This window comes from Iodidimonas nitroreducens (assembly GCA_000710935.1).
Taxonomy (GTDB): Bacteria; Pseudomonadota; Alphaproteobacteria; order Sphingomonadales; family Rhodothalassiaceae; genus Iodidimonas; species Iodidimonas nitroreducens.
In genome coordinates, this window is the sequence record BAYV01000024.1 from 22,849 (window position 1) to 47,879 (window position 25,031).

Sequence of the window (25,031 nt, forward strand, 5' to 3'; positions counted from 1 at the left end):
GAAATGAAGCGAACCCCTATCCGCTTTGGGTTTTTGCCTTCTCTTTGGACGTCTCTTTGGCTCGGCGCAGCCCATAGAGGATATAAATCACCAAAAGCGCCAAAGCGAAGCTAAACCATGTGAGCGCATAGCCCAGATGATTATTGGGCAGGGCCAAAATGGTGGTATCCCCACGCGGCCACCCCCCGGGGGCATCGTGCAGACTATCGAGATAGACCGGCGCCACTTCCGCCAAACCGGAAGCCCGCGCCATCGCCTCCAGATCGCGCCAATACCAGCGATTGCCTGCGGGATCATTCTCCGGGGTAAACAGATTGGGTTCCCCCGCCATTCTGACAAGACCCTCGATGGTGATGAGGCCAGAAACCAACCCTTCGGGGCGCCGCGCGGGCAAGAGCTTTTCGCCCGGCACATAGCCGCGAACCACCAGAACCGGCGCCCCGCCATCCCTGCGGATCAGGGGGGTGATGATATGAAAGCCGCGCCCCTGATGCAGATAAAGCTCATGCGCATGATCGAAAGTCCCGCGCACAGTCACCGGGCGATAGCGCCAATCCCGCAAAGCCGCATCCGCACTCAGATCTTTGGGCAGGGCCACAGGCGGCGCGCTGGTGCGGGCCTCGATCTCGGCCAGCAGCGCGGTTTTCCATGCCAGCCTTTGCACCTGCCATTGGCCTAGGGCGATGAGTGTCAAAACACCGATCAGCGTGAGCAGGCTGGGCCATAAACCGGGGGCAAAACGATGAGACAGCGGCCTAGACATCATCATCCATAGACGTGCCTTCTCCGGCCTTGTGGCGATATTGCAAAGCCACCATCATGGCTTTTAAAGGCCGCAAAAGCCCCAGCGACAAGGCCAGAATAAGCGGCCCCCATAAAACCACATGCACCCAATAAGGCGGCTGAAATTGCGTTTCCACAAAAAGGGCGGCAAAGGTCACGATGAACCCAACGATCAGGATGATGAACACCGCCGGACCATCGCCGCTATCGATACCGCTGAAATCCAGACCGCAGGATGAACAAGAAGGTTTGATGTTCAGAAAACCGGAATAAAGGGCCCCATTCCCGCAACGTGGGCAGCGCGAGAAAAGTCCGGCCTTGAACAGAGAAACCGGCAGAAAGGAACTGCCGGTCTCGTTTGCTTCCTCTCCGAATCGCTGATCGGAATTTAAAGGCTCATGATTCAATGGGTTACTGATCCCGCGCCCCAGATATAGATGCTGGCGAACAAAAACAGCCAAACCACATCCACAAAATGCCAATACCAGGCTGCAGCCTCGAAACCAAAATGCTTTTCGGTGGTGAAATGCCCCCGATAGGTGCGGATCAGGCAGATAAGCAAGAACAGCGTGCCGATAAAGACATGGAAACCATGAAAGCCGGTGGCCATGAAGAAGGTGGAGCCATAAATGCCCGATGACATGCCGAAAGCCGCTTCGCTATATTCATAGATCTGCAAGGCACTGAAAAAGGCTCCCAAAAGAACGGTTGCCCATAAACCCTGCTTCAGACCCTGACGATCCCCATGCAGCAAAGCATGATGCGCCCAGGTGACACTGGTGCCCGAAAGCAGCAGAACCAGCGTATTCACATAAGGAATATGCCACGGATCAAAGGTCACGATCCCTTCGGGCGGCCACACCGAGCCGATCTGTTCGGTGGGGAAAAGGGCGGCATTGAAATAAGCCCAGAACCACGCCACAAAAAACATCACTTCAGACGCAATGAACAGGATCATGCCATAGCGCAAACCGATCTGGACCACCGGCGTGTGATCGCCTTTCAAGGATTCCCGAACCACATCGCTCCACCATTCATACATGGTGTAAAGCACGCCGATCAGCCCCAAAGCAAACAGATAGCCAGAATAGGCCCGATCATGCATCAGACCAACGCCGCCAATTGCCAGCATCAAAACCGCAATCGAGCCGACCAGCGGCCAAGGGCTTGGATCGACAAGGTGATAATCATGTTTGACGTCGCCCGCCATGGTTATACTCTCTTTTATCTGTCGGGGAGGCCAAAGGCCCCTCCCTTATTGTTGGTCACTCTTTAGATCGAGCGGTTTCGTTTATTGGCGCATCTGCAGCACCCTTATCAAGAGCGGCATGAATGTCATTAGCTGACGGTTCAGGCGTTTCCTGATAAAAGAAGGTGTAGGATAAAACAATCTGCGACACCCCATCGAGATTGTCTTCTTCGGCAATCGCGGGATCGATGAAATAGGTCACCGGCATATTCACCGTTTCACCCGGCTGCAGGGTTTGTTCGGTAAAGCAAAAACACTCGATTTTCGAGAAATAAAGCCCCGCCTTATGGGGTGTGACATTGAAAACCGCCGTACCGGTAATCGCCTTGTCCGATAGATTGGTGGCTTCATAAAAGGCCAAAGCCGTTTCGCCAACCTTCACGCTTTGGGTGGTTTGCACAGGCTTGAAGGCCCAGGGGAGCGCGCTATCCACGGACCCATCAAAACGCACCTCCATCACCCGATCGAGGATTTCCACCCCCGCCTGATCAACCCTTTGGGTGGTGCCCCCATAGCCGGTGACCTGACAAAAAAGCTGGTAAAGAGGCACCGCAAAAACCGCAAGCGATCCAGACGCCGCCAAGGCCAGCAGAGCCAGCCCCACAGCGCGCAGATTTTTCGTGGCCTGCGTCATGCCGACAACTCCTGCAATTTGACCAAAGTCACAATGAAAAACACGATGACCATGCCCACCAGAACAAGCGCCAGACCGATATTGCGCTGCTTGCGCCGCTTTTCAAATTCAGGGTCCATCAGCCTGCCCAGCCCAATATGCTTTCAATGCCCAAAGTGGCAAAGATCAGGAACAGATAAAGAATCGAAAAGGTGAACAGGCGCTTATCACCCCCGGCATCCCCCCGATAAAGCCGCCACGCACGATAGATGAAGATCGCGCCTAAAAGGGTTGAGACCACGCCATAGGCAGTGCCTGCAAAGCCCAGAATGAAGGGGGCCACCCCGCTCAAAGCGAGCAACAGGCTATAGAGCAGGATTTGCCGCCGGGTTTCCGGCTCGCCTGATGTAGTGGGGAGGATCGGCACCCCGGCCCGGGAATAATCCATCTTCACAAACAAGGCCAAAGCCCAGAAATGCGGCGGGGTCCACAAGAAGATGATGGCAAATAACACCAGTGAATCGATGGTCACCGATCCGGTGACGGCGGCATAGCCGATCATCGGCGGAAAGGCCCCCGCCGCCCCGCCAATCACGATATTCTGCGGCGTGCGACGCTTGAGCCACATGGTATAGACCAGAACATAAAAAACGATGGTGAGCGCCAAAAGACTTGCCGCCACCCAATTGATTGCCAGCCCCATGAAGGTGACCGACCCCACCGCCAGAACCATGCCAAAGCCCAGGGCATCAGAAGGCGTGAGCCGCCCCGATGGCAAAGGCCGCTTGGCCGTGCGCGCCATCACCCGATCAATATCGGCATCAAACCACATATTGAGGGCCCCAGCCGCCCCCGCCCCGATGGCAATGCACAACACCGCCACGAAGCCGAGCACGGGATGCAGCGCCCCCGGTGCCATTAAAAGCCCGACAAGGCCGGTAAACACCACAAGCGACATCACCCGAGGCTTCATCAGCCGCGCATAATCACGCACATCCCCACCCCATGAGGGGGCAAGCGGTTCCTCGCCCAAGGGGATATTCAGGGGGCTGTTCGCGGCCAGTGTTTTGGCAGAGTCGCTCATGATGTGATCAGCCTCATTGGTCGGTTAGGAATGAACGGCTCATTTGATCCGGGGCAGTTCATTGAATTGATGGAAAGGCGGCGGCGAAGCGAGGGTCCATTCCAAAGTGGTTGCCCCTTCGCCCCAGGGATTTTGCTGGGCTTTCCTGCCCGCCATGAGGGTATAGGCCACCAGCCCGAAGAACCACAGCAGGCCAGCCCCCGTGAGATAGGTGCCATAGCTTGAAACCGCATGCCACAGGGCATAGCCATCGGCATAATCCACATAGCGCCGGGGCATCCCCTGAAGACCAAGGAAATGCTGGGGGAAGAAGATCAGATTGACCCCCACGAAGGTGAGCCAGAAATGCACCTTGCCCGCCCATTCGGGATAATCGCGTCCGCTCATTTTACCGATCCAGTAATAGAAGGCGGCAAAGATCGCGAAAACCGCGCCGAGCGACAGCACATAGTGGAAATGTGCCACCACATAATAGGTATCATGAAGCACCTGATCGACACCGGCATTGGCCAGCACCACCCCGGTGACGCCACCGAGGGTAAAGAGGAAGATGAAGCCAACAGCCCACAGCATCGGGGTTTTCATCTCGATCGAGCCGCCCCACATGGTGGCGATCCAGCTGAAGATCTTGACCCCCGTGGGCACCGCGATGACCATCGTCGCCGCCACGAAATAGGCTTTGGTATCCACATCAAGGCCCACCGTATACATATGATGCGCCCAGACGATAAAGCCGATGAAGCCAATGGCAACCATGGCATAAGCCATGCCCAGATAACCAAATACGGGCTTTTGGGAAAAGGTCGAGACGATATGGCTGATGATGCCGAAGGCCGGCAGGATCAGGATATACACTTCGGGATGACCAAAATACCAGAACAGATGCTGGAACAGGATCGGATCGCCACCGCCCGCCGGATCAAAGAACGCCGTGCCGAAATTACGATCGGTGAGCAGCATGGTCAGCGCCCCGGCCAGCACCGGCAGGGCCAGCAACAACAGGAAAGCCGTGACGAGAACCGACCAGGCAAAAAGCGGCATTTTGTGGATGGTCATTCCCGGTGCGCGCATGTTCAGAATGGTGGTGATGAAATTGATCGCCCCCAGAATGGATGAAATCCCCGCCACATGGAGCGACAGGATAGCCAGATCCACGGCCGGTCCGGGATGCCCCGCCGTGCTGCTGAGGGGGGGATAAATGGTCCAGCCACCGCCCACACCCAAAGCCCCGGGAGGGCCTTCGACGAAAAGCGACAAAACCAGCAACAGCAAAGACGGCGGCAGCAGCCAGAAGCTGATATTGTTCATCCGGGGAAAGGCCATATCCGGCGCGCCGATCATGATGGGGATGAAGAAATTCCCGAAGCCGCCGATGAGGGCGGGCATCACCATGAAGAAAATCATGATCAGGCCATGGCCGGTGATCAGGGCATTATAAAGCTGATAGGCGGCATTCATGTCACCGCCCGTCAGGAAAGGCAGAAACTGAACGCCCGGCTCGGCAAGCTCGATCCGAATGGCCAGAGACATCAAAAAGCCAACCAACCCGGCAAAGCCTGCAAACCACAGATAAAGGATCCCGATATCTTTGTGATTGGTGGAAAACAGATAGCGCTTCAGGCCGGTGGGGTGGCCGTGATCGGATGCATCATGGGTGTGAGCCGTGCTGACCATGTTATCGTTCCTCGATCGTCAATATTGCATAAAACTTAGCGACCAGCCGAGGCCAGACGCTTGAAATCCGAAGCCGAGGCATATTCGGCGCGGGTCCGCTCGACCCAAAGCTTGAACTGCTCCTCGCTCACCACCTCAACCACAATGGGCATATAGGCATGGCGGATGCCGCATAATTCCGAGCATTGGCCATAATAGGTGCCGATCTCGGTTGCCTTGAACCATGTTTCGTTCAGCCGCCCGGGCACCGCATCAACCTTCACGCCAAAGGAAGGAATGGTCCAGCTATGGAGCACATCCGATGCCGTCACCAGCATCTTCACCACCGTGTTCACCGGCACCACAATCCGGGTATCGGTATCGAGCAGGCGATAGGTTTCGGGCAGTGTGTCGCGAACCAGAAAATCCGCCAGTCTTTGCTCGGCAGCGCGGCGATTTTCCTGCGATTCTGCCGACTTATCCGTATAAAAGCTTTCCGCCAGCATCAGCGCATCAAAGCTCATATTCTCATAATCGGGATATTCATAGGTCCAATACCATTGATGCCCCGTGGCTTTGATCACCAGATCGGCTTTCGGGGTTACATCCTGAGCATAAAGCAGCTTGAAGCTGGGAATGGCGATCAGCACCAGAATAAGGATGGGCACCGCCGTCCACACCACTTCAATCACGGTATTATGCGATACTTTTGAAGGCTTCGGATTGGCTTTCCGACGATAGCGGACCATCACCCAACCCAGCAAAGCCGCCACCAAAAGGGTGATCACCGTGATGATCACCAGCAAAAGATCATGAAAAGACGTCAGCTGCTCCATCACCGGTGTTGCCGCCGGTTGCAGGCCCATCAGCCCATCTTCCCCTTTACGCACGACCTGCGCCATGGCTGGCGAGACGGCAAATCCCGCAAGGGCTGCTAAAGCGCCGATCATGGCCAGACCGATCATGCCGAAAAGCTTCTTCATCACTCAATCCCGCATCAGGAGTTTATTTTACAGGTTTTGGCCCGAAAGCCCCGCCCTTTACCGTTTTTATCAAGCCTTATCTGCCCCTTCATACGCAAAGAACCACGCTTTGCAGATGAGACAAATTGCCCGGCCCCTTCTTCCAACTCTGAACCCAGCCGCCTGCAGCCAGAAGATCATGGCGCGGACATATAGCAGGAGATCACCCAAGGGCAAACATCAAGATCACCCTATCCACCCATTTACGGCCTTTAAAGATGTCCACAAACATCTTAATTATAGGTGATCACCTAAGACTCGCAGATTTTTAAACCAGATATCAGCGCACTTTCCAGAGCACAAGAACAGGATCATTATGAGCCTTCATCCCGACTTTTTCTATACACATGCCCAAATGGATCAAGGCGCTGTGGAACGCCTCACCGATCGCAGCCTGATGGGCCTTGATGATGGCGAACTTTATTTGGAATACAGCCAATCAGAAGGTCTGGCGTTTGATGATGGCCGGTTGAAATCCGCCTCATTCGATACGGCTCAGGGCTTTGGCTTGCGCGGTGTGATGGGGGAAGCCACCGGCTATGCCCATGCATCCGAGCTGTCGGAAGCCGCGATCCTGCGCGCTGCCGAAACCATCCGGGCCGTGAAAAACGGCCATTCCGGCCATCATGCCGAAACCATCGCCCCGCCGCCGCCGGGCACCAATCGCCACCTCTATAGCCCCGATAATCCCCTTGATGCCCATGAATTCTCGCAAAAAGTGGCGCTTTTGGCTGGCATCGATGCCTATGCCCGAAGCCTTGACAGCCGGGTGGTTCAGGTCTCGGCCTCCCTCGCCGGGCGCTGGCAGGTGGTGGAAATCCTCCGCCCCGGCGGCATCCGGGCGCGGGATATCCGGCCTCTTGTGCGGCTCAATGTTTCGCTGGTGATGGCCAATGGAGACCGTTTGGAAAGTGCCAGCTTTGGCGGTGGCGGACGCCATGGCTATGATGATTTCTTCAATGAGGCGACATGGAAATATTATGTCGATGAAGCTTTTCGTCAGGGCGAGGTCGCGCTAGAGAGCGTGGATGCGCCAGCAGGCACCATGCCTGTGGTTCTGGGGCCGGGCTGGCCGGGCATCTTACTCCATGAAGCCATCGGCCATGGCCTTGAAGGCGATTTCAACCGCAAGAAAACCTCGGCCTTTTCCGGCCTGATGGGTGAGCGGGTGGCCTCCAAGGGCGTGACGGTGGTTGATGATGGGACGCTCGACAACCGGCGCGGATCACTTACCATCGATGATGAAGGCACCCCCACCAGCCGCACGGTTCTGATCGAAGATGGCATCCTCACCGGCTATATGCAGGATCGCACCAATGCCCGGCTCATGGGGATGACCCCCACCGGCAATGGCCGCCGCGAATCTTATGCGCACCAACCCATGCCGCGCATGACCAATACCTATGCGCTGGCGGGCGCGCATGATCCCGGCGAGATTCTGGCCAGCGTCCCGGATGGGCTTTATGCGGTCAATTTCGGTGGCGGACAGGTGGATATCACCTCGGGTAAGTTCGTTTTCTCCTGCACCGAAGCCTATCGCATCCGGGGCGGCAAGATTGCCGAGCCGGTGAAAGGGGCGACGCTGATCGGCAATGGCCCTGATGTTTTGACGCGGGTAAAGATGATCGGCAATGATCTCGCCCTAGATAATGGCGTGGGCACCTGCGGCAAGGCCGGGCAATCGGTGCCTGCGGGCGTGGGCCAGCCAACCATGCTGATCGATGAACTGACTGTGGGCGGCACGGCCTGATCATTTTCGGTGGGCTTTGCCGCTGATTTGAGCTAAATTGAGATGGATGTTAACAGAGTATTAAAGTGTCTCTGTTAGGTATAAGGGTCAGATTCGGGTAGACCGAGTCGTTTTAACGGTTTTGGAGAGCAAAATGGCAATCATTGGTGACAGCGGTCTTGCGGGGCTGGTTTCCGGGAATGCACAGGCAAGCCAGACCAATGCACCGCAAACGCGGGACAATACCGGGGCTGGTGGTGCCAATGCCCGGGGCGGTTCATCCGACCGTGGTGAGGGTGTGATCATTGATCTGTCTTCGGCTGCTCGTTCGGTTGTGGAAGCGCCGCGTGATGGGGTGAACAGCACCCCCGCTGATGCTGGCCCCGGTGATCGCGATGTGCAGGCTGATCGGGCCGAAGCGCGCGATGATACCGCCGAAGTGCGTGCCGAAGAGGCGGATGCCCGCCGCGATGCCAGCGCAGAACGCCGCGAAAGTGTGGATCTTCAGGTCTAGGCTCGACAGTTTCGGGCGCACCGCTTCGCTCGGCCCTGATCGATCAGCCTTTCTCGCCCCGGTCCTTCAGGCCGGGGTTTTTCATAGCAAGGCCCTGATCCTCAAGCTCAACCCCGCCAATAATCCGGATCAAGCAGCACCAGAACAGTGAACAGCTCCAGCCTGCCCAGTAGCATGGCGGCGGATAAAACCCATTTGGCCTCATCCTGCAATGATGAAAAATTTCCCGCCGGCCCGATGATCTCCCCCAAGCCCGGCCCAACATTGGCAAAGGCCGTGGCCGAGGCCGACAAGGCGGTGACGAGATCAAGCCCCATCGCCGCCAAAAGCACCGTTGTAATGGAAAAAGCCCCCACGAAAACCGCAAGGAAGGCCAGCACCGATGCCTGCACATCCCGGGTCACATGCAGCCCGCCATAATTAAGCACATCCACCCGATGCGGGCTGATCAACTGCCGCACATAAGCCTGCACCGCCGTCCACAATATCTGATGGCGATAGATCTTGATCCCCCCCGATGTCGATCCGGTGCAGCCGCCCACAAAGGTCAGCGCAAAAAACAGGCCCACCGCCAAACTGCCCCATAAGGTATAATCCGCTGTCGCAAAGCCGGTGGTGGTGACGATCGACACCACATTGAAGGCTGCGAGCCGCAGCCCTTCCTCCAGGGATTGCGCCTGCCCGTTGCTGGTCAGCCATATCCCCAAACTGATCGACACAAAGGCAAGGAAAAACAAAAAGGCCTTGATCTGCACATCATTGAACAGGGCCCCATGCTGGCCCCGCACAAAGCGGATATAGGCCACGAAGGGAATCCCCCCCGCCAGCATGAAAAGGGTCCCCCCCCATTGCAGATGCGCCGATTCAAAATAGCCGAATGAGGCATCATGGGTTGAAAAGCCGCCGGTCGACAAAGTGGACATGGCATGGCCCATAGCATCGAAAGCACTCATCCCCATGGCATAATAGGTGATCGCGCAGATGAGGGTGAGGCCAGAATAAATCAGGCTGATATAAACCACGAACTGCCGGGCCCGGGGGACGATCCGACCCGAGCGCTCGGAACTCTCCGTTTCAAAGAGCTGCATCCCCCCTACGCCCAGAAAGGGCAGCATGATGATCGCCATCAGGATGATCCCCACCCCGCCGATCCATTGCAGAAGATGCCGCCACAGCAAAATACCCGGCGGCTGCTGTTCCAGCCCCGCAATCACTGTAGAACCGGTGGTGGTGAGGCCGGAGATGGATTCAAAGACCGCATCGGGCAAAGACAGGGCATTGCCATAAAAAAGGAAAGGCAAAGCCCCCGCCGCCGACACGAAAATCCAGGCAAATGTGGTAAGAGCAAAGGCCTGCCGCCGCGAAATCTCAGCCGGGCTGCCGCTGCGGGTGGCCAGATAAAGAGCCCCCCCCACAAAAGCGGTGAGCGCCGATGACGAGAAGAAAACCATCCAATCGGGATTGCCATTGACCACATCGGCCAAAGCCGAAAAAATCATGGCCACGGCCATCACGATCAGCAACATCCCGCAAATATTCAGAATCGGCCGAAAATCAATCATGGATTTTGCTGCCTTGGCCGAGGATCAGAGAGAGGGCCATGGGTCAGGGCTTTAGACCAAAGAGCAGAAGAAAAACGGCCCCGCTGATCATAAAGGCAGACCAAGGCGCAGCAGATCCTGCTCCAGAGTTTCAGGACCTGTGAACACAAGGCCTTGCAATCCTCGTTCAATCGCCGCCTCCACATTATCTGGCCGATCATCGATGAAAACGCTGTGTTCGGCACGAACCCCAAATCGTTTGATCGCCAGATCGTACAGCCGGGGATCGGGCTTGACCATCCCTTCAGCGCCTGAAACGACGATATCGCGAAAACGGTCGGAAAATCTGAACCGGCGGCGAAAATCGGGAAAGGTTTCGGCGGAATAATTGGTCAGCGCAAAAACCGGAACCCCCGCATCATCAAGCTGTTCGAGAATCGCCACCGATCCGTCGATGGGGCCATCGATGGTCTCGTCCCAACGCTCGTAAAACAGGGCGATGAGATCGGCATATTCGGGAAATTGCTGCTGACGCGTCTTGATGTTTTCGGCAAACGGCACCCCCAGATCATGCTGAGTGTGCCATGAAAGCGGCACGACCGTTTCAAGAAACCAATCCAGTTCCTTTTCATCTTCGATCAATTGGCGATAAAGCCTGCGGGGATTCCAGCGGACCAGAACATTCCCGATATCGAAAATGACTGCCTGCACCGGCGCTGACATTGGCAGGACCCCGTTTTTCTCAAGATGTTGCAAAAAGCCAGACATGAAGGCGCCGCGCCAAAACCCCTGATCGGGAATCCCAACGCGGCGATTTTTCTGTCTTGCCCGCAAGGCAAAGCACGCGACAAAGCCCAAGCCCCACCGCAATGCTTGCTGATCAGCCCTGGCGTGCCTTGAAACGACGATTCGTCTTGTTGATCACATAGGTGCGACCTTTGCGACGAATAACCCGACAATCGCGATGGCGCGATTTCAGTGATTTGAGTGAATTTCTGACTTTCATAACGTCAACCCGTCATCGCCACAGGAACCAGCATGATGACATGCCGAAACCGGGATCATTAATCTGATTAGAGCGCGCGACCATATGGGCACAGCCATGGACTGTCAAGCACCCTGTTGGTCGCTTTAATGGCATTAAAATCCAGATAAGGCGGCCCCGCGCCTGAAAATAATCCAGAGAAGGCGGCCCCGCGCCTGCATAAGTGGGATCAAGGCCGGGTCGCCTTCCCTTTTCCGCGCCTTGTAAGGTGCGGTGATATGCCGGCACTTTCGAGCGACCGGTGCGCCCATCAGCGTCGGTGATAGGATTATACATGAAATCACGGCTTTTCGCACCCCGATTTTAGACGCAAAAATGCACCATCAGACTTAAAAAGCGCTATCATCCATCGCCCTGATGAGTAAGGGACACAGATCGAAGGCTTGCAATCAAACCGGCTCCCTTGGTAATTTGTAGAGATGATCATGAACACACGCATAATGAGAACTCTGGCACTCCTTTTCCTCATGGGGATGGTGGGAGCCTGTGCCGGGCCGCAATTCAAGGCTGAGGTGGTGCGCTTCCACACGGCACAGATCGATGCAACCAATGGCCGAACCATCACCATCAAGCCCGCCCGCAAAGAGCTTGAAACATTGGAATTTGGCGCCATTGCCGAAATGCTGGGGGCCGAGCTCGAAAAGCACGGCTTCAGCCCGGCAGGTGATCAGCCCCCCGAGATCATCGCCGAACTTGATTATATCAACAGCCCGGCGGCGGCAGCGCCCAAAGATCAAGGCACGATCAGCATCGGTGGCGGCAGCTTTGGCCGCAGGGGGGGCATTGGCGGCGGCGTCAGCTTCCCCGTTGGCGATGATGAGCCTGAAACCGTGTTTCGCCGCCGCCTTGAACTGGTTTTGATCGATGCCGCCAGCGGCAACAGGATCTGGGAAGGCCGGGCCCTATCCACCGGGCGGGTGGATGATAAAACACGCATCATCCCGCTTTTGGCACGGGCCCTTTTGCAGGATTTTCCCGGCCCTTCAGGCCGCACGACACAGGTCACCCTGAACCCTGATCCCGGTTCCTGAGGCCCCTATTCCTGAAAACCCGATACCGAAGTTTTCAATCTTCCTCATCAACATGCCCGGCCACGGCCCGGCGCTTCATCATCACAGCAACCCTTTGAGAAACAAAGCATATGGATATCACCAGCAATTTCGACGGCGGGAATATTGAAGTTCTCGGCCCCGGCGGCCCCCACAGAATTCGTCTGGCCATAAAAAAGGATCATCAATCGGATTTTTTCCAGTGGTTTTATTTCCGTGCCACCGGTGCCCTGCGGGCCGATTGCCGCATTCTGATCGAAAATGCATCGCAAAGCGCCTATCCCGATGGCTGGCACAATTATAATGTAGTGGCATCCTATGATCGCCAAACATGGTTTCGCGTGCCCACGGAATATGATGGCACAAGGCTGATCATCAATCATCGGCCGGAATATGATGTGGTGTGGTATGCTACCTTCGCCCCTTATTCCATGGAGCGTCATGCCGATCTGATTGCCAGTGCATCGGTCAATCCTTTGGTCCGCATCAGATCCATTGGCCAAAGCCTCGATGGCCAGGATATCGATATGATCGAAGTGGGCAGCGGCGGCGGACAAGAAGGCAAAAGAATCTGGTTCATCGGTCGCCAGCATCCGGGGGAAACCATGGCCGAATGGTGGATGGAAGGCCTGCTTGATCGCCTTCTTGATACCGATGATCCGGTCACCCGCAGCCTGTTATCGAAGGCGCGTTTTTATATCATTCCCAATATGAACCCCGATGGATCACGGCGGGGGCATCTGCGCACCAATGCCGCCGGGGTCAATCTCAACCGGGTGTGGAATGATCCCGATGAGAAAAACAGCCCCGAGGTTTATTGGGCGCGGCGCAATATGGAACGTTTGGGCGTTGATTTTCATATGGATGTGCATGGCGATGAAGCCCTGCCCTATAATTTTCTCGCCGGTTTCGAGGGCATCCCTTCGATCAATGAAAAGCAGTTGCGCCTGTATCATCGCTATCAGGCAACTTTGGCCCGCTTGAGCCCGGATTTCCAAACCGAACATGGCTATCCCAAGGATGCCCCCGGCACATCCGATCTCAAGAAATGCACCGATTGGGTGGCGGAACGATTCGGCTGCCCGGCCATGACTTTGGAAATGCCCTTCAAGGACAATGCCAATGATCCCGAGCCCACATTCGGCTGGTCGCCCGAGCGATCAAAGCATCTCGCCCGCCATTGCCTTGATGCCCTTCATGAACTGATCGACGATCTGTGAGGCTTGGCATGAAAAAGGGCTGACCATGGATTTCGATTGGGCGCTCAGGATCATGGAGCATCTGGCGGGCCAGCCTTTGCTGTTCATCGCCCTCGCCATCGGGCTGAGCTTCATCTCTGAAGATGCGGTGACCGTGGGCACCGCCCTTCTGGCCGCACAGGGCCTGATCGGCTGGCCTTTGGGCTTCCTCGCCGTGAACATCGCGATCATTCTGGGCGATGGGGCCCTTTATGGCGCAGGCGCCCTGGCGGCCCGCTACCGCTTCATGCGCAGGCTGGTGGCCACGCGCCGCATCTATCAAACCAAACGCTGGGTGGAACAAAGGCTGGGGCCCATTCTGCTGGCCACCCGCTTCATGCCCGGCACCCGCTTTCCCACCTATACGGCCAGCGGCTTTTTCGGCTTCTCCTTTCCTTTCTTCATCGCCATCCTCAGCCTGGGCTCGGTTTTATGGACCGGCCTTGTGTTCATCGTGATCTTTTATGCCGGGAAGCCCTTTCTCGATGCCCTTGGTCCATGGAAATGGCTGGGGGCGATCATCATTTTATTGTTTGGCTTGGTTGTTCCGCATTTTATTGGCCCCATATGTGCGCGGATATTCGGGGTTCGCCCCCTGCCTGAGGATCACCATAGATCATGACTGCACCCCTGATGACTGCCCCTGAAAAGTCTGACACTGAACGTCCCATAGCGGCCCCCCATGCCAATATGCCCGCCCTTGATGAAAGCGCGCAAAAGCTGTCGTTTTTTGAATTCTGGCCCCAGTGGCTGTTTTATACTCCGGTAATCCTTTGGTGGCTTTGGCTCAGCCTGCGCTATGGCGGCCCCGCCTTGCCCACGGCGGCCAATCCGGGCTTTCCCAATGGCGGCTTTGTGGGGGAAAGCAAGGCGCAGGTGTTCTCGCGCTTTGGTGTGAAGGCAAAAGCCGCCCTCGCCCCGTTCATCTGCTTTTGTGCCGATCATCAGGCCAAAGATCAAAGCCTGAGCGTGATGGCCGAGGCGCGGGGATCGGGCCTTGATTATCCGCTGGTCGCCAAGCCCGATATGGGCTGCCGGGGGGCGGGCGTGCAGGTGGTGCGCAATGATCGCGATCTTGACCGCTATATCGCAAGCTTTCCCGATGGGGCCCGGATCGTCTTGCAAAAGCTGGTGGATCAGCCGGGCGAGGTGGGGCTTTTTTATGTGCGGTCGCCATCGCAAAAGCAGGGGCGGCTGTTTTCTATGACCTTGAAATATTTTCCCACGATCATCGGCAATGGGCGGGATCATCTGGAACGCCTGATCATGGATGATCCCCGTGCCGGGCAATTGCCCCATCTTTATCTGAAGCGAAATGCAACCCGGCTCGATGAAATCATCCCCAAAGGCGAGCCCGTGCGCCTCGCTTTTGCCGGAAGCCATTCAAAGGGCGCGATTTTCCGTGATGGCCGCCCCTATATCACCGAAGCTTTGACCCAAGCCATCGACGCACTGGCCCGCGATATCGATGGTTTTTATATCGGTCGCTTTGATGTGCGCTTCAGTGATTTCAAGGCCCTGCAAGAGGGCCGCGATTTCACCATCATCGAGGTCAATGGCGCGGGCGGCGAAGCCACCCATATCTGGGATTCGCGGATGACCCTTAAAAAAGCCTATGGCGATCTGTTTGAGCAATTCTCGATGCTGTTTGCCATTGGCCGGGACAATCGCAGGCGCGGCGCACCGCCCATCAATCTATTGGAATTTTATCGGGCATGGCGCCACGAAGCCCGGCTGGTGCGCGGCTATCCGCCCACGGATTGATTGACGCCCATTTCCCACGCCCCCAAAAGCCGGGTGGCCTGTTCATCGCGATAGCCCGCCCGGCGGATCAGCTTCAGCACATGGGTGGCGCTATGGGCGCTGATAATCCGCTCGATGGTGATGATATCGATGCCGGTTTTATAGGCCATCACACTTTCAAAAAAGCGCAATCCGCCGCGCTTGGTAATATCGACCAGATAGCGATCGGTCAGCGCCCCGCGCTGTTCAAGCTGCCGGATATGTTCATTGAGCGCCCCCCGGCTTGCCCCTTCCAACCATTTCAAAACGGTATCGGCCCGGCTTGCGGCGGCCAAGGCATCGGCTTTTTCAGCCGACAGATCATAATGCGCGATTAAGCCATCACGGCAGGCCTGCGACACATGATCCACCAGCCGCTGAACGATTTCGAGGGGCAGATCCCCCCGGCGGCTCAGATGATCCATCATCGCCCGATTACCGCTGAAGCGATTGAGGATGGGGCCACAGGCGCGTTCGATTTCGGCACCGGGATTGCGGATCAGATAGGTCACCGGCCGTTCGCCGCCGGTTTCCGCAATGGCCACCGCCACGATATCGGGCACATGGGATCGCCGGGCGATGGCAATCTGCGCATGTTCATCCAATTCACGGGCCAGCCGCGCCAGATCGTCTTCTTTAAAAACAGAGACGTGCTGCAAAAAAGGCGAGGATACATCTTCGACATCGCGGGCAATTTTCTCGGCCAGATCAAGGGGCAGATAACCGGCCCGGCGCAATTCAAATGCCAGAGTTTGGCGCACTTCCACGCTCAGATCATGGGCAAGGGTGCGGGCCACGTCTTCCACGACCTGCCGCTCGCCCGGGTCGTGCTTTTCAAGGAGAAACAGCCCGACCTTGCGCGCCAGAACAACTTTTTCAAGCTGTGCGCGGCTCGATGACGGGGGCAATCTCAATCCCTTGAACTCCATAAATTGACGCCTGCTTTGAATTTCATAAGGTTGATTTTACGATAGTTAGCCTTAACAGGGTCTATAGAAGCATGATTAATCGGGGGTTACGGCCTCTGTCCACTTGGCCGCTGCAAAGCCTTATGCGCCCTCAAAAAACGGCCATGCCCGGCCTTGCGCCAGAGATGTGCGCCAGAACACATTTTCGTGTGACCATCACATACCAGGGCAAAATCCCTTGGCGACCATGAAAGCCCACATGCCCGCCGCCCCGGCTGATCGCCACCTGAACATGGCCCCCATCGGGCCAATCGGCTGCCTGATAAGCATCAAGGGGAATCCAGGGATCATCATCCCCATGCAGGGCAAGAACCGGCAGGCGGATCCGTGAAAGCCCGTGGGCCGCCGAAGCCCGGTAATAATAATCGTCGGCATTGCGAAAACCATGGGCAGGAGCCACGATCCGATCATCGAAATCGCGAATGCTGGCAACCGCCCGCAGGCGCATTTGCAGATCATCATCCGATGGTGCCCATTGCGCGCCATCCCGCTTCATCCAGCGCAACAGGGCCTGATGATAGATGCGATTGCGCGGCGCGGCAATGCGCGCCCCCGCCGCCGCCAGATCCAAAGGGGCGCTGATGCTCATGATCGCCAAGGGGTGCGCGGCTTCAAGCTCAATCTCGCCCGCCCCCAATTGCCCCGCCAGGCGCAAAAGCATATGCCCGCCCAAAGAAAAGCCGATGGCCAGCACCGGCTGACCGGGCCTTTCCGCATGAAGCCACGCCAGCACATCGCACAGATCATCGGTCAGCCCCCCATGATAAGGGCCAGAGCTGCTGGCCGCCGATGGCCCCGCCCCGCGCAGATTAAGGCGGATCACCTCAACTCCGCAGCCCTCAAACCCAAGCGTGGCAAGGCGCAGATAGGCGCTATCCTCGCAGCCGCCAAGGCCGTGCACCATAAGGACGATGGGCGAGGCCCCCAGCTTTTCCTGTTTCGCCTTTGCCAGATCAAAAGGCGCATTGGAAAGCGCCGACAAAGCCCCAAAAGATGGGGATCGCAAAGGGATCAAAAGCCGCCTTTCCACCCCCCATAAAGCTTTGGGGGGTGCAACCAAGCGATTGCGCAGGGTTTGCAGATCGCCCCCGATCCAGGGCCAGCGTGGCTGAAAATCCGGCACATCCGCCCAAAAGGGCGCGTGCGGGCTGCCGGCCAAAAGCCTGAAGCCACGCCCGCTGTTCATCCCCATGGGCGATGCTTATTTTTTCGGGAGCGGCAAAGGCACCCCGGGCACCCGCTTTGACGAGCGGATGGTGAGCGAGGTTTTGACACTTTCAACATTGGTCGAGGAGGTGAGTTCGGAAGTCAGAAAGCGCTGAAATTCAGCCAGATCCCGCGCCACAATTTTGAGAATGAAATCAATTTCGCCATTGAGCATAAAGCATTCCCGCACCAATGGCCAATCGGCGACTTTCCGCTCGAAAGCCTGCAAATCAGCATCGGCCTGACTGCGCAGAGAGACAAGAGCGAAAACAGTGATCCCAAAGCCCAGGGCTTCCTGATCGAGATCGGCATGATAGCCCCGAATGAAGCCCGATTCTTCGAGGGCCCGCACCCGGCGCAGGCAGGGCGGCGCGGTGATCCCCACCCGTTCGGCCAGATCAACATTGGTCATCCGACCTTCATCTTGCAGGGACGTGAGAATTTTCATATCCACTGCATCAAGCTTCACTCTGGCCATCGTCTTTCGCTCCATCTGCATGTGACAGACGCATTTCGCGCCTTTTCCCCAAAAATATTATAACAATATAATAATCAATGGTCAGGATATTTCCAGCCCTTCCCTGCTGAAATTTAGAGGGTTTGCGTTCTGCGAATAAACAGTGCAAACTCTGCGCGGGACAAGCGCGGGGGCGCTTTCGGGAACGGAACAGGCGCGGGGGCGCTTTCGGGAACGGAACAGGGCAAGACGACCATGCATCAAGAGGAAACGGAACGCGCTGATCATCAGCGCAGAACCGGCGCATCAGTTCTATACGCCGAGCCGGAACAGAATTTTGAGTTTGGGCGGGATTTGATCCCTGATAGAGGGCATCAGAATCAGGATGTCGCCATGGATCATATGGATGGCAATCGCGAACATACCGAGCTTTTCATCGCTCTGGCCCGGCGTTTGCTGCACGAAGATCGTGAAGACGAGCCGGAACGCCGGGGCCATCTTTTGCGGATGCTGGAAAGCCTGATGCCCCAGGCCGCCCCCACAGCCCGGCGCAAAATGGTGCAGCATCTGGCCAGCCTGCCCGCGCCGCCAAAGGATCTGGCCAGCCTTTTGGCCACCGATGAAGCCAGCATCAGTACCCCGCTTTTGCGTCAGGTGCCTTTCAGCCCCCCCGAATTGATCCAGTTGATTTCCAAAACCGGCCCCGATCATCATATCGAAATCGCCAGACGTGCCGATCTCACCCTTGATGTCTGGCTGGCCTTGGCCCGTGTTACCGCCCGGCATTTGCAACAGCCCAATAAAAGCGCCGCCAGCCCGAAATCTGCTGAGGCCAAAGCCCCCCTATCGCCGCAATCAAATCCAAACCCTGAACCGCTTGCCCCCCAAGCTGCGGCCAAGACTGCCCCTAAGCCCGCCCCTAAGCTTGAGCCCCAACCCAATCCAAAGGCTCAACACAATCTGGAATCGGCGAAAAATCTGGAGCCGCAACTGAACACGACGCCCATCCCTGCCCGCCCCAAACATCTGGAGCCTTTGGTGGATCAATCCGATGATAGCTGGCAATTTGAAACCGCCCGGGATGGCCGGATCACCCGGCTTTCCCCCAATGCGGTGCAGGCTTTTGGCGCGTCGATGCCTGCGCTTTATGGCGAATTTCTGACCTATGCCCTTGATCTGCACGCCGCCGCCCCAACAGCCGATGATATTGCCCGGGCGATGGCCCGCCATGTGCCTTTGCAAGATCTGGTTTTTCAAACCATGCCAAAAAATCAGCCGGCCCGACGCTGGCGTTTGCGGGCCCAGCCGCGCTTTTCCTTTCCCGAAGGCCGATTCGAGGGGTATATCGGCACCGTGCGCGATCTTGATCGCATCACCAGCCCCGATGCGGGCGGGCGTCATCGCAGCCCTGTTGATCGCGCCGATGATCTGCTTGATCGCATGGCCCGGGCGGCGGATCGTTTGTCGCAATCCACCACCTCGCCCGAACTGGAAGATTACGCCAAAACCATGCGCGATTGTGTGAAGGCCCTGAAAGCCCTGCCCCTTGGTTCGACGCAGTCCCGCCCTGATCGGCGCGCCTATCACCATGATTGATTCCCCACGCTTGATTTTCCTCAGCACAGCCGCATCTTGCGCCCATGGGTTTTGAGGATTAAATAACTGAAAGTTCGACGCATCGCTTTGGCGGTGCTTTTTGTTATTGCCCATCCATGAAAACCCGCCCCACCCGGCGGGCAGCCGGAGAGACCCGATGCCCCAAAGCCAAGCGCCCGCCCCCCATCACAGCAAAATTCTGATCATCGGATCGGGGCCTGCGGGCTATACGGCGGCGATTTATGCGGCACGGGCGAATCTAAGCCCCACCATCGTCGCTGGCCTGCAACCGGGCGGCCAATTGACCATCACCACCGATGTGGAAAATTACCCCGGCTTTGCCGATGTGATTCAGGGCCCATGGCTGATGGAACAGATGAAGGCTCAGGCCCTGCATGTGGGGACAGAATTGATCGAGGACATCATCACCGATATCGATCTCGACAGCCGCCCTTTCCGCGCCACCGGCGATAGCGGCAGGCTTTATACCACCGATTCTGTGGTAATTGCCACCGGCGCGCAGGCCCGCTGGCTGGGCATCCCATCCGAGGAAAAATTCAAGGGCTTCGGGGTCTCCGCCTGCGCCACCTGCGATGGTTTTTTCTATCGCAACAAAGAAGTGATCGTGGTGGGCGGCGGCAATACCGCCGTGGAAGAAGCGCTTTATCTGACCAATTTTGCCTCGAAAGTAACGCTGGTTCATCGCCGCGATCATCTGCGGGCGGAAAAAATCCTGCAAGATCGCCTTTTTGCCCATGAAAAGATCGAAGTGATCTGGGATCATCAGATCGATGAAATCTTAGGCGATGAAAATCCCCTTGGGGTCACCGGGGCGCGGCTGGCCCATAGCCGCAGCGGCGAAACCCGGATCGTGCCCGCCCATGGGGTGTTTATCGCCATTGGCCATGTGCCCGCCACCAGCCTGTTCAAGGGCAAGCTGAGCATGGATGGCCATGGCTATATCAAAACCGCGCCGGATTCCACCGCCACGGATATTCCCGGGGTTTATGCGGCGGGGGATGTCACCGATGATATTTATCGTCAGGCCGTAACGGCGGCGGGCATGGGCTGCATGGCCGCGCTGGAGGCCGAGCGTTGGCTTGCGTCCGAAGCCGCCCAAAGCAGCAAGGCAGCAAAAGGCAAGCAGGCGGCGGAATGATCAGGCCAAATAATCAGGCCAAATGATCAGGCGAGCGGCCGCAAAACCCCATCATGAAAGAGCAGGGCATTGGCCGTGCGGCTGATCACCTGCTCCACCTGCCCCACGATGATGCGGTGATCGCCGCCGGGATAATCGGCATATTTGCGGCATAAAAAAACCGCCACCGCGCCTTCGGGGATGGGGATATCCTCGCCCAAGGGGTGCCATTCCACATGGTGAAAGCGCCCATCCTGAAAGCGCTTGTCTTCCGGTCCGGCAAATTGCCGCGCCAGTTGGCCCTGATCTTCGGCCATCACGCTGACCACAAAATGTTCGGCCCTGATGAAATCAGCAGCCCGCGAGGCTTGATGATCTACGCTCCACAAAACCAGCGGCGGTTCCAGGCTCACCGATGAAAAGCTGTTGATGGTGATGCCGATGGGCTGGCCTTCTGCCCCCTGCGCTGTCACCACCGCCACCCCGGTGGGAAAGCGGCCCAATGCTGCACGAAAAGCCCGCCGATCATGATCAATGGGCAATCCATGGCTTTGGTCAAAGGCAAAGCGGCTGTGCCCTTCATCTGGCTTGTTATTCTGTTCGGTCATGATCGGCGGTCTGTTCCGTTTATGCGTGGGTCATAGATAGGGGGACTGGTGCCGGGGTTTTAACATGGATAGAGATTAATGCGCCGGGTTTTTAAGGCTTTCATAAACAGCGCGCAAAAAAGCTTCGGGGTTGATGAAACCGCTGCCCCATGCCTCGTCATAGGCGGCCATGGGCCGGGCGGCAATCACCTCGTCCAGGCTTTTACCATCGGCGATCATCGGCCGCACCCGATCCCGCGCGGTTTCCAGCACATTCAGATAAGCCCGCACCCGTTCGCGATCCGCCAGCGGACCATGCCCCCCGATGAACATGGTTTTTTCATCGGCCAAAGCCATCGCCTTGATCACCCCATCGATGATGCCCAGAAGATTGCCGCCGCTTTCCACATCGATGAAGGGATAGCGATCAACGAACAACAGATCGCCCATATGGATCACATTGCTTTCGGGGAAATGGATGATGCTATCGCCATCGGTATGGGCATGGGGCATGTGATAGGCCCGGGCATCTTCACCCAGATGAAAGCTAAGCTGATCATTGAAGGTCAAAACCGGCAAAGCGGCTTTGGGCCGGGCTTCGGTATTGCGGCGTTCATTGCTGAAGCGTTGCGGCTGGGCCAGCCTGCGATACACATGATCATGGGCCACGATCACCACGCCCCCTTCGCCCAGATTTTCATTCCCGCCGGTATGATCGCCATGCCAATGGGTATTGAGCAGGAATTTCACCGGCCCGCTGTCAAGGCTGGCGATGGCCTCCAATATCCGCTCGGTCAAGGGCGCAAACTGATCATCGATCAGAATCACCCCGTCATCACCGGTCAGCACGCCGATATTGCCCCCGGCCCCATAGAGCACATGCACATTGCCCGCCACCGGCTCGATCTTGATCTCCACATCGGAAAAATCGCGCTGGGCTGCGGCCGAATGGCTCAATCCTGCGGCCAGCAAAAGCGCGGCCAAAGCCCGCTTTCCATCAAATCCGTTTGCCATTGAAATCCCCCTCATCAGTATGTTTTATCACCATCGGGCTGATGATGTTTACCATGACCACCATAAAGCCCTTCGATACGGCTGCGATAGACTTTCGAGATCACATGCCTGCGAATTTTCAAGGTTGGGGTCATCTGCTCATTTTCGATGGAAAAAGCTTCATCGGCCAAAGCAAAGCGGCGCAGCCTTTCGGGGCTGGCCAGCCGCTTGTTCACCCGGCTCACCGCTTCATCCAAAGCCGCGTGCAAATCCTTGTTATCCGCCAGCGCCTTGAGATCGGGGGCACGGCCTGCGGCTTTCGCCCATGCCCCCAGCCATTCGGCATCGGGCACGATCAGCCCCACCAGATAGGGTTTTTCATCGCCATAAATCATCACCTGCGCAATTTCGGGTTCAAGGGAAAGCATCCCCTCCACCCTTTGCGGGGAGATATTTTCGCCCTTATCCGAAACGATGATATCCTTTTTCCGATCCGTGATGAATAAATGGCCATCCGCATCGAATTGGCCGATATCGCCCGTATGCAGCCAGCCCTCGCGCAGGGCCAGATGGGTGGCGCGCTCATCGCCCCAATAGCCGGCCATCAAAAGATCGCCGCGCACCAGAATTTCGCCATCCTCGGCAATTTTCACCTCCACACCTTTCATCGGCGGGCCCACGCTGTTGACCTTGGACTGATGGGGCCGGTTGACCGAGATGATCGGCGCGGCTTCGGTTTGGCCATAGCCCTGCAATAAAGGCAGGCCCAGCCCGATGAAAAACGATCCCACCTGCCGGTTCAGCGGCGCGCCGCCCGAAACCAGCGCCTTCAATCGCCCGCCAAAGCGCCGCCGCACCTTTGCCCGCACCAGCCGATCCAGCAGCCGATCCATGATATCATCGAGCCGATCCAGCCTGCCGCCCTGTTCATGGCGTTTCACCCCCAATGCCAAAGCTTTATGGAAAAGCTTTTGCTTGAGGCCGCCCTCTTTTTCCACCTGCCGCAAAACCCGCTGACGAAGCATTTCAAACAGCCGGGGCACCACCACCATGATGGTGGGGCGCGCTTCGGCCATATTGGCGGCGAGCTTATCCAGCCCTTCAGCATAAAAAATCTCGGCCCCTATGGCCACCGGCAGGGCCTGGCCCGCACTATGTTCATAGGCATGGCTCAGCGGCAAAAAGGAAAGGAAACGATTACCGGAAAGCCCGATCTCCGCCAAAACATCGCAGGCCCCCATACAATTATGCAAAATCGCTTTATGGCTGATCATCACCCCTTTAGGTGCGCCCCCGGTGCCGGATGTATAGATCAAACAGGCAATATCATCGGGCCTGATCTGCCGGGCTGCCGCCTCGATCCGCTCCACACAGGCGCTTTGCTGGGCCAGAATATCCTGCAGGCGCAAAATCCGGGCATTGATGCTTTGGGCCAGTTTCGTGTCATCGATCGCGATCACAAATTCGACAGGATCGCTTTGATGCACGGCGGGCAGCACCATGCGGGCAAGCTTGGGGCTGCTGATGATCACGCCCTTCGCCCCGCTGTTGTTCAGGATGTGCTGATAATCGGCGGTGGTGGATGTGGTATAGGCGGGCACGCTGATGGCCCCGGCGGCCATGATGGCAAAATCGGCGATCAGCCATTCCGGGCGATTTTCAGAAACCAGCATCACCCGATCCCCACGCCCGATCCCCTGCGCCATCAGGGCGGCGGCCAGCCTCGCGACCTTGTCGGCCACGTCAGTCCAGCTTTGGGGCTGATAGCGGCCATCACGCTTGGTATATAAAAAAGGCTTTTTACCGTTTTTGTTGGCTTGATCAAAAAGCAGGGAAACCAGATTGGCGGGTGCGTCCAATGTCATTGATCTTTATCCTTTTATCGTCACTCCCCGCTTTTTTCTTAGCCCAATCCTGCCGCCCAAACCATCGCTAAAAATGACCTTCTTTTCCTTCGCCCCCCTCAATCGTCACATTGGCGCGCAGCCAAAGATCCAGTGCATCCATTGTAAATGTGGCGGTTTCATAAAGGCCGATGATAAAGGCATGAATATCCTCGGCCTCGGCCATGATCTTCGCCCCGTTGATCGCAAGGAACGTATAGCAAACGGCAAAAGCGGTGCGTTTATTCCCGTCGATGAAAGGATGGTTCTGCGCAAGGCTTTCCCAAAGGGCCGCCGCTTCTGCGATCAGATCGGCATAATAGCCGGTTTGCGGGCGATAAAGGGCGGCTTCCAGCATTCCCCGGTCGCGTAACCCTGCCGCACCGCCATAACGTTCTATCTGGTCATCATGGATCATCAAAACTTCGATAAGGGTCAGATAGTCCGTCATTCAGCCAGCTTTTTATAAAGCGGCGCATAGCGATCATGGCTCGCCTGATAGGCAGCCATCACATGCGCGCGGGGCCTGCCCTGCCTGCGTTTTTCGATCAGATCGGCCAGGGCTTCATCAACTAAAGCCTGCAACTGCCGTCCTTCATCCTGTGCCAGATCGCGGATTGCCGATAAAATCTCGGGATTGACCTGTGTGGCGAATTTTTCTCGCCTTTTCGTTTCCATGGCCTGTCTCCTTGATCCTAGCATCCGTTTGTCATGATATATCATGAAATATCAAGATCAGCCAGCACGCCAAAGCCCCCCCGCATCACCCCGCCCCCTCTTCCGTCACCCCGGGCTTGACCCGGGGTCCATTCTTCCTTCCGTCACCCCGGGCCACCCCCTCTTTCGTCACCCCGGGCTTTTTTACTTTCGTCACCCCGGGCTTGACCCGGGGTCCATCTCG

The 25,031-nt window shown here is 57.0% G+C and carries 27 protein-coding genes; 8 read left to right on the top strand and 19 right to left on the bottom strand.

The features are described from left to right. Window positions 1-16: 16 nt before the first annotated feature. The 8 genes from AQ1_RS09890 to coxB all read right to left on the bottom strand — a co-directional run bounded on the left by AQ1_RS09890 (window position 17) and on the right by coxB (window position 6,365). A complete protein-coding gene (locus tag AQ1_RS09890) occupies window positions 17-769 on the bottom strand; it encodes an SURF1 family protein (RefSeq protein ID WP_081837257.1) in 753 nt (250 codons plus the stop codon). After that, entirely contained in the window at window positions 756-1,121 is a 366-nt protein-coding gene (locus AQ1_RS09895; protein WP_042086822.1) for a DUF983 domain-containing protein, read from the bottom strand. Before AQ1_RS09895 ends, AQ1_RS09890 begins: the two co-directional genes overlap by 14 nt. 65 nt (window positions 1,122-1,186) lie before the next feature. Continuing rightward, window positions 1,187-1,993, bottom strand: coding sequence for a cytochrome c oxidase subunit 3 (locus tag AQ1_RS09900; protein WP_042086784.1), 807 nt, complete (start codon window positions 1,991-1,993; stop codon window positions 1,187-1,189). Between the two features lie 55 nt (window positions 1,994-2,048). Continuing rightward, window positions 2,049-2,666, bottom strand: a complete 618-nt coding sequence (locus AQ1_RS09905; protein WP_042086786.1) for a cytochrome c oxidase assembly protein — start codon at window positions 2,664-2,666, stop codon at window positions 2,049-2,051. Then, window positions 2,663-2,785 carry a hypothetical protein gene (locus AQ1_RS15465; protein ID WP_281301303.1) on the bottom strand — a complete coding sequence of 41 codons (123 nt, stop codon included), beginning with the start codon at window positions 2,783-2,785 and terminating at the stop codon, window positions 2,663-2,665. Before AQ1_RS15465 ends, AQ1_RS09905 begins: the two co-directional genes overlap by 4 nt. Beyond that, on the bottom strand, window positions 2,785-3,729 hold the full coding sequence (locus tag AQ1_RS09910) for a heme o synthase (RefSeq protein WP_081837258.1): 945 nt from the start codon (window positions 3,727-3,729) through the stop codon (window positions 2,785-2,787). Before AQ1_RS09910 ends, AQ1_RS15465 begins: the two co-directional genes overlap by 1 nt. A 39-nt stretch (window positions 3,730-3,768) precedes the next feature. After that, window positions 3,769-5,403 carry a cytochrome c oxidase subunit I gene (ctaD, locus tag AQ1_RS09915; protein ID WP_042086787.1) on the bottom strand — a complete coding sequence of 545 codons (1,635 nt, stop codon included), beginning with the start codon at window positions 5,401-5,403 and terminating at the stop codon, window positions 3,769-3,771. A gap of 35 nt (window positions 5,404-5,438) precedes the next feature. After that, on the bottom strand, window positions 5,439-6,365 hold the full coding sequence (gene coxB / locus AQ1_RS09920) for a cytochrome c oxidase subunit II (protein WP_052371184.1): 927 nt from the start codon (window positions 6,363-6,365) through the stop codon (window positions 5,439-5,441). Between the two features lie 355 nt (window positions 6,366-6,720). Here coxB and tldD point away from each other — a divergent pair, with 355 nt between their 5' ends. Further along, a complete protein-coding gene (tldD, locus tag AQ1_RS09925; protein ID WP_042086790.1) occupies window positions 6,721-8,154 on the top strand; it encodes a metalloprotease TldD in 1,434 nt (477 codons plus the stop codon). Window positions 8,155-8,287: 133 nt separating this feature from the next. Next, the gene (locus tag AQ1_RS09930) at window positions 8,288-8,647 is read left to right on the top strand and encodes a hypothetical protein (protein WP_042086791.1); all 360 of its coding nucleotides are present in this window, start codon (window positions 8,288-8,290) and stop codon (window positions 8,645-8,647) included. A 107-nt stretch (window positions 8,648-8,754) separates the two neighbouring features. Here the strand turns inward: AQ1_RS09930 and AQ1_RS09935 are convergent, their stop codons facing one another. The 3 genes from AQ1_RS09935 to ykgO all read right to left on the bottom strand — a co-directional run bounded on the left by AQ1_RS09935 (window position 8,755) and on the right by ykgO (window position 11,194). Further along, window positions 8,755-10,209 (bottom strand): TrkH family potassium uptake protein, encoded by a 1,455-nt coding sequence (locus AQ1_RS09935; RefSeq protein ID WP_042086792.1) that lies wholly within the window; start codon window positions 10,207-10,209, stop codon window positions 8,755-8,757. An 87-nt stretch (window positions 10,210-10,296) separates the two neighbouring features. Next, entirely contained in the window at window positions 10,297-10,911 is a 615-nt protein-coding gene (locus AQ1_RS09940; RefSeq protein ID WP_042086824.1) for an HAD family hydrolase, read from the bottom strand. Window positions 10,912-11,068: 157 nt separating this feature from the next. Beyond that, complete coding sequence (gene ykgO / locus AQ1_RS14900; protein WP_081837259.1) at window positions 11,069-11,194, bottom strand: type B 50S ribosomal protein L36; 126 nt, start codon at window positions 11,192-11,194, stop codon at window positions 11,069-11,071. 464 nt (window positions 11,195-11,658) lie between these two features. Here ykgO and AQ1_RS14590 point away from each other — a divergent pair, with 464 nt between their 5' ends. From AQ1_RS14590 to AQ1_RS09960, 4 genes are all read left to right on the top strand, one after another. Next, complete coding sequence (locus AQ1_RS14590) at window positions 11,659-12,264, top strand: DUF4136 domain-containing protein (protein ID WP_161760546.1); 606 nt, start codon at window positions 11,659-11,661, stop codon at window positions 12,262-12,264. A 110-nt stretch (window positions 12,265-12,374) separates the two neighbouring features. After that, window positions 12,375-13,502: a M14 family metallopeptidase gene (locus tag AQ1_RS09950; RefSeq protein WP_042086794.1), complete on the top strand. Its 1,128-nt coding sequence runs from the start codon at window positions 12,375-12,377 to the stop codon at window positions 13,500-13,502. Between the two features lie 25 nt (window positions 13,503-13,527). After that, complete coding sequence (locus AQ1_RS09955; RefSeq protein WP_052371186.1) at window positions 13,528-14,142, top strand: DedA family protein; 615 nt, start codon at window positions 13,528-13,530, stop codon at window positions 14,140-14,142. Beyond that, on the top strand, window positions 14,139-15,284 hold the full coding sequence (locus AQ1_RS09960; protein ID WP_150006961.1) for an ATP-grasp domain-containing protein: 1,146 nt from the start codon (window positions 14,139-14,141) through the stop codon (window positions 15,282-15,284). Before AQ1_RS09955 ends, AQ1_RS09960 begins: the two co-directional genes overlap by 4 nt. On the opposite strand, the gene AQ1_RS09965 is transcribed toward AQ1_RS09960, so the two are convergent. From AQ1_RS09965 to AQ1_RS09975, 3 genes are all read right to left on the bottom strand, one after another. Further along, complete coding sequence (locus tag AQ1_RS09965; protein WP_161760548.1) at window positions 15,266-16,216, bottom strand: DUF2336 domain-containing protein; 951 nt, start codon at window positions 16,214-16,216, stop codon at window positions 15,266-15,268. The two genes, AQ1_RS09960 and AQ1_RS09965, sit on opposite strands and share 19 nt — an antisense overlap. A gap of 145 nt (window positions 16,217-16,361) precedes the next feature. Further along, complete coding sequence (locus AQ1_RS09970; RefSeq protein ID WP_042086829.1) at window positions 16,362-17,456, bottom strand: alpha/beta fold hydrolase; 1,095 nt, start codon at window positions 17,454-17,456, stop codon at window positions 16,362-16,364. A 15-nt stretch (window positions 17,457-17,471) separates the two neighbouring features. Next, window positions 17,472-17,954, bottom strand: coding sequence for an Lrp/AsnC family transcriptional regulator (locus AQ1_RS09975; protein WP_042086831.1), 483 nt, complete (start codon window positions 17,952-17,954; stop codon window positions 17,472-17,474). Window positions 17,955-18,326: 372 nt separating this feature from the next. Here AQ1_RS09975 and AQ1_RS09980 point away from each other — a divergent pair, with 372 nt between their 5' ends. After that, window positions 18,327-19,529 carry a PAS domain-containing protein gene (locus tag AQ1_RS09980; RefSeq protein ID WP_161760550.1) on the top strand — a complete coding sequence of 401 codons (1,203 nt, stop codon included), beginning with the start codon at window positions 18,327-18,329 and terminating at the stop codon, window positions 19,527-19,529. A gap of 157 nt (window positions 19,530-19,686) precedes the next feature. Further along, window positions 19,687-20,688, top strand: a complete 1,002-nt coding sequence (trxB, locus tag AQ1_RS09985; RefSeq protein WP_042086803.1) for a thioredoxin-disulfide reductase — start codon at window positions 19,687-19,689, stop codon at window positions 20,686-20,688. Window positions 20,689-20,714: 26 nt separating this feature from the next. Here trxB and AQ1_RS09990 read toward each other — a convergent pair whose 3' ends face one another. The 5 genes from AQ1_RS09990 to AQ1_RS10010 all read right to left on the bottom strand — a co-directional run bounded on the left by AQ1_RS09990 (window position 20,715) and on the right by AQ1_RS10010 (window position 24,808). Then, window positions 20,715-21,275 (bottom strand): flavin reductase family protein, encoded by a 561-nt coding sequence (locus AQ1_RS09990; protein ID WP_052371188.1) that lies wholly within the window; start codon window positions 21,273-21,275, stop codon window positions 20,715-20,717. Between the two features lie 75 nt (window positions 21,276-21,350). Further along, window positions 21,351-22,268 (bottom strand): MBL fold metallo-hydrolase, encoded by a 918-nt coding sequence (locus AQ1_RS09995; protein WP_042086804.1) that lies wholly within the window; start codon window positions 22,266-22,268, stop codon window positions 21,351-21,353. Between the two features lie 14 nt (window positions 22,269-22,282). Next, entirely contained in the window at window positions 22,283-24,112 is a 1,830-nt protein-coding gene (locus AQ1_RS10000) for an AMP-dependent synthetase/ligase (protein ID WP_042086806.1), read from the bottom strand. A 67-nt stretch (window positions 24,113-24,179) separates the two neighbouring features. After that, a complete protein-coding gene (locus AQ1_RS10005) occupies window positions 24,180-24,581 on the bottom strand; it encodes a type II toxin-antitoxin system death-on-curing family toxin (protein WP_042086807.1) in 402 nt (133 codons plus the stop codon). Beyond that, window positions 24,578-24,808, bottom strand: a complete 231-nt coding sequence (locus AQ1_RS10010) for a hypothetical protein (protein ID WP_042086810.1) — start codon at window positions 24,806-24,808, stop codon at window positions 24,578-24,580. Before AQ1_RS10010 ends, AQ1_RS10005 begins: the two co-directional genes overlap by 4 nt. Window positions 24,809-25,031 lie beyond the last annotated feature (223 nt).

What these genes read in the sequence shown, in the direction of transcription:
- AQ1_RS09990 (WP_052371188.1), bottom strand. Translation starts at nt 21,275, where the DNA reads ATGACCGAACAGAATAACAAGCCAGATGAAGGGCACAGCCGCTTTGCC.
- tldD (WP_042086790.1), top strand. Translation starts at nt 6,721, where the DNA reads ATGAGCCTTCATCCCGACTTTTTCTATACACATGCCCAAATGGATCAA.
- ykgO (WP_081837259.1), bottom strand. Translation starts at nt 11,194, where the DNA reads ATGAAAGTCAGAAATTCACTCAAATCACTGAAATCGCGCCATCGCGAT.
- AQ1_RS09975 (WP_042086831.1), bottom strand. Translation starts at nt 17,954, where the DNA reads ATGGCCAGAGTGAAGCTTGATGCAGTGGATATGAAAATTCTCACGTCC.
- AQ1_RS09935 (WP_042086792.1), bottom strand. Translation starts at nt 10,209, where the DNA reads ATGATTGATTTTCGGCCGATTCTGAATATTTGCGGGATGTTGCTGATC.
- AQ1_RS10010 (WP_042086810.1), bottom strand. Translation starts at nt 24,808, where the DNA reads ATGGAAACGAAAAGGCGAGAAAAATTCGCCACACAGGTCAATCCCGAG.
- AQ1_RS09900 (WP_042086784.1), bottom strand. Translation starts at nt 1,993, where the DNA reads ATGGCGGGCGACGTCAAACATGATTATCACCTTGTCGATCCAAGCCCT.
- AQ1_RS09890 (WP_081837257.1), bottom strand. Translation starts at nt 769, where the DNA reads ATGATGATGTCTAGGCCGCTGTCTCATCGTTTTGCCCCCGGTTTATGG.
- AQ1_RS09960 (WP_150006961.1), top strand. Translation starts at nt 14,139, where the DNA reads ATGACTGCACCCCTGATGACTGCCCCTGAAAAGTCTGACACTGAACGT.
- AQ1_RS09950 (WP_042086794.1), top strand. Translation starts at nt 12,375, where the DNA reads ATGGATATCACCAGCAATTTCGACGGCGGGAATATTGAAGTTCTCGGC.
- AQ1_RS09995 (WP_042086804.1), bottom strand. Translation starts at nt 22,268, where the DNA reads ATGGCAAACGGATTTGATGGAAAGCGGGCTTTGGCCGCGCTTTTGCTG.
- AQ1_RS09910 (WP_081837258.1), bottom strand. Translation starts at nt 3,729, where the DNA reads ATGAGCGACTCTGCCAAAACACTGGCCGCGAACAGCCCCCTGAATATC.
- AQ1_RS09980 (WP_161760550.1), top strand. Translation starts at nt 18,327, where the DNA reads ATGGATCATATGGATGGCAATCGCGAACATACCGAGCTTTTCATCGCT.
- AQ1_RS09955 (WP_052371186.1), top strand. Translation starts at nt 13,528, where the DNA reads ATGGATTTCGATTGGGCGCTCAGGATCATGGAGCATCTGGCGGGCCAG.
- AQ1_RS09970 (WP_042086829.1), bottom strand. Translation starts at nt 17,456, where the DNA reads ATGAACAGCGGGCGTGGCTTCAGGCTTTTGGCCGGCAGCCCGCACGCG.
- trxB (WP_042086803.1), top strand. Translation starts at nt 19,687, where the DNA reads ATGCCCCAAAGCCAAGCGCCCGCCCCCCATCACAGCAAAATTCTGATC.
- AQ1_RS09930 (WP_042086791.1), top strand. Translation starts at nt 8,288, where the DNA reads ATGGCAATCATTGGTGACAGCGGTCTTGCGGGGCTGGTTTCCGGGAAT.
- AQ1_RS15465 (WP_281301303.1), bottom strand. Translation starts at nt 2,785, where the DNA reads ATGGACCCTGAATTTGAAAAGCGGCGCAAGCAGCGCAATATCGGTCTG.
- coxB (WP_052371184.1), bottom strand. Translation starts at nt 6,365, where the DNA reads ATGAAGAAGCTTTTCGGCATGATCGGTCTGGCCATGATCGGCGCTTTA.
- ctaD (WP_042086787.1), bottom strand. Translation starts at nt 5,403, where the DNA reads ATGGTCAGCACGGCTCACACCCATGATGCATCCGATCACGGCCACCCC.
- AQ1_RS09940 (WP_042086824.1), bottom strand. Translation starts at nt 10,911, where the DNA reads ATGTCAGCGCCGGTGCAGGCAGTCATTTTCGATATCGGGAATGTTCTG.
- AQ1_RS10000 (WP_042086806.1), bottom strand. Translation starts at nt 24,112, where the DNA reads ATGACATTGGACGCACCCGCCAATCTGGTTTCCCTGCTTTTTGATCAA.
- AQ1_RS14590 (WP_161760546.1), top strand. Translation starts at nt 11,659, where the DNA reads ATGAACACACGCATAATGAGAACTCTGGCACTCCTTTTCCTCATGGGG.
- AQ1_RS09905 (WP_042086786.1), bottom strand. Translation starts at nt 2,666, where the DNA reads ATGACGCAGGCCACGAAAAATCTGCGCGCTGTGGGGCTGGCTCTGCTG.
- AQ1_RS10005 (WP_042086807.1), bottom strand. Translation starts at nt 24,581, where the DNA reads ATGACGGACTATCTGACCCTTATCGAAGTTTTGATGATCCATGATGAC.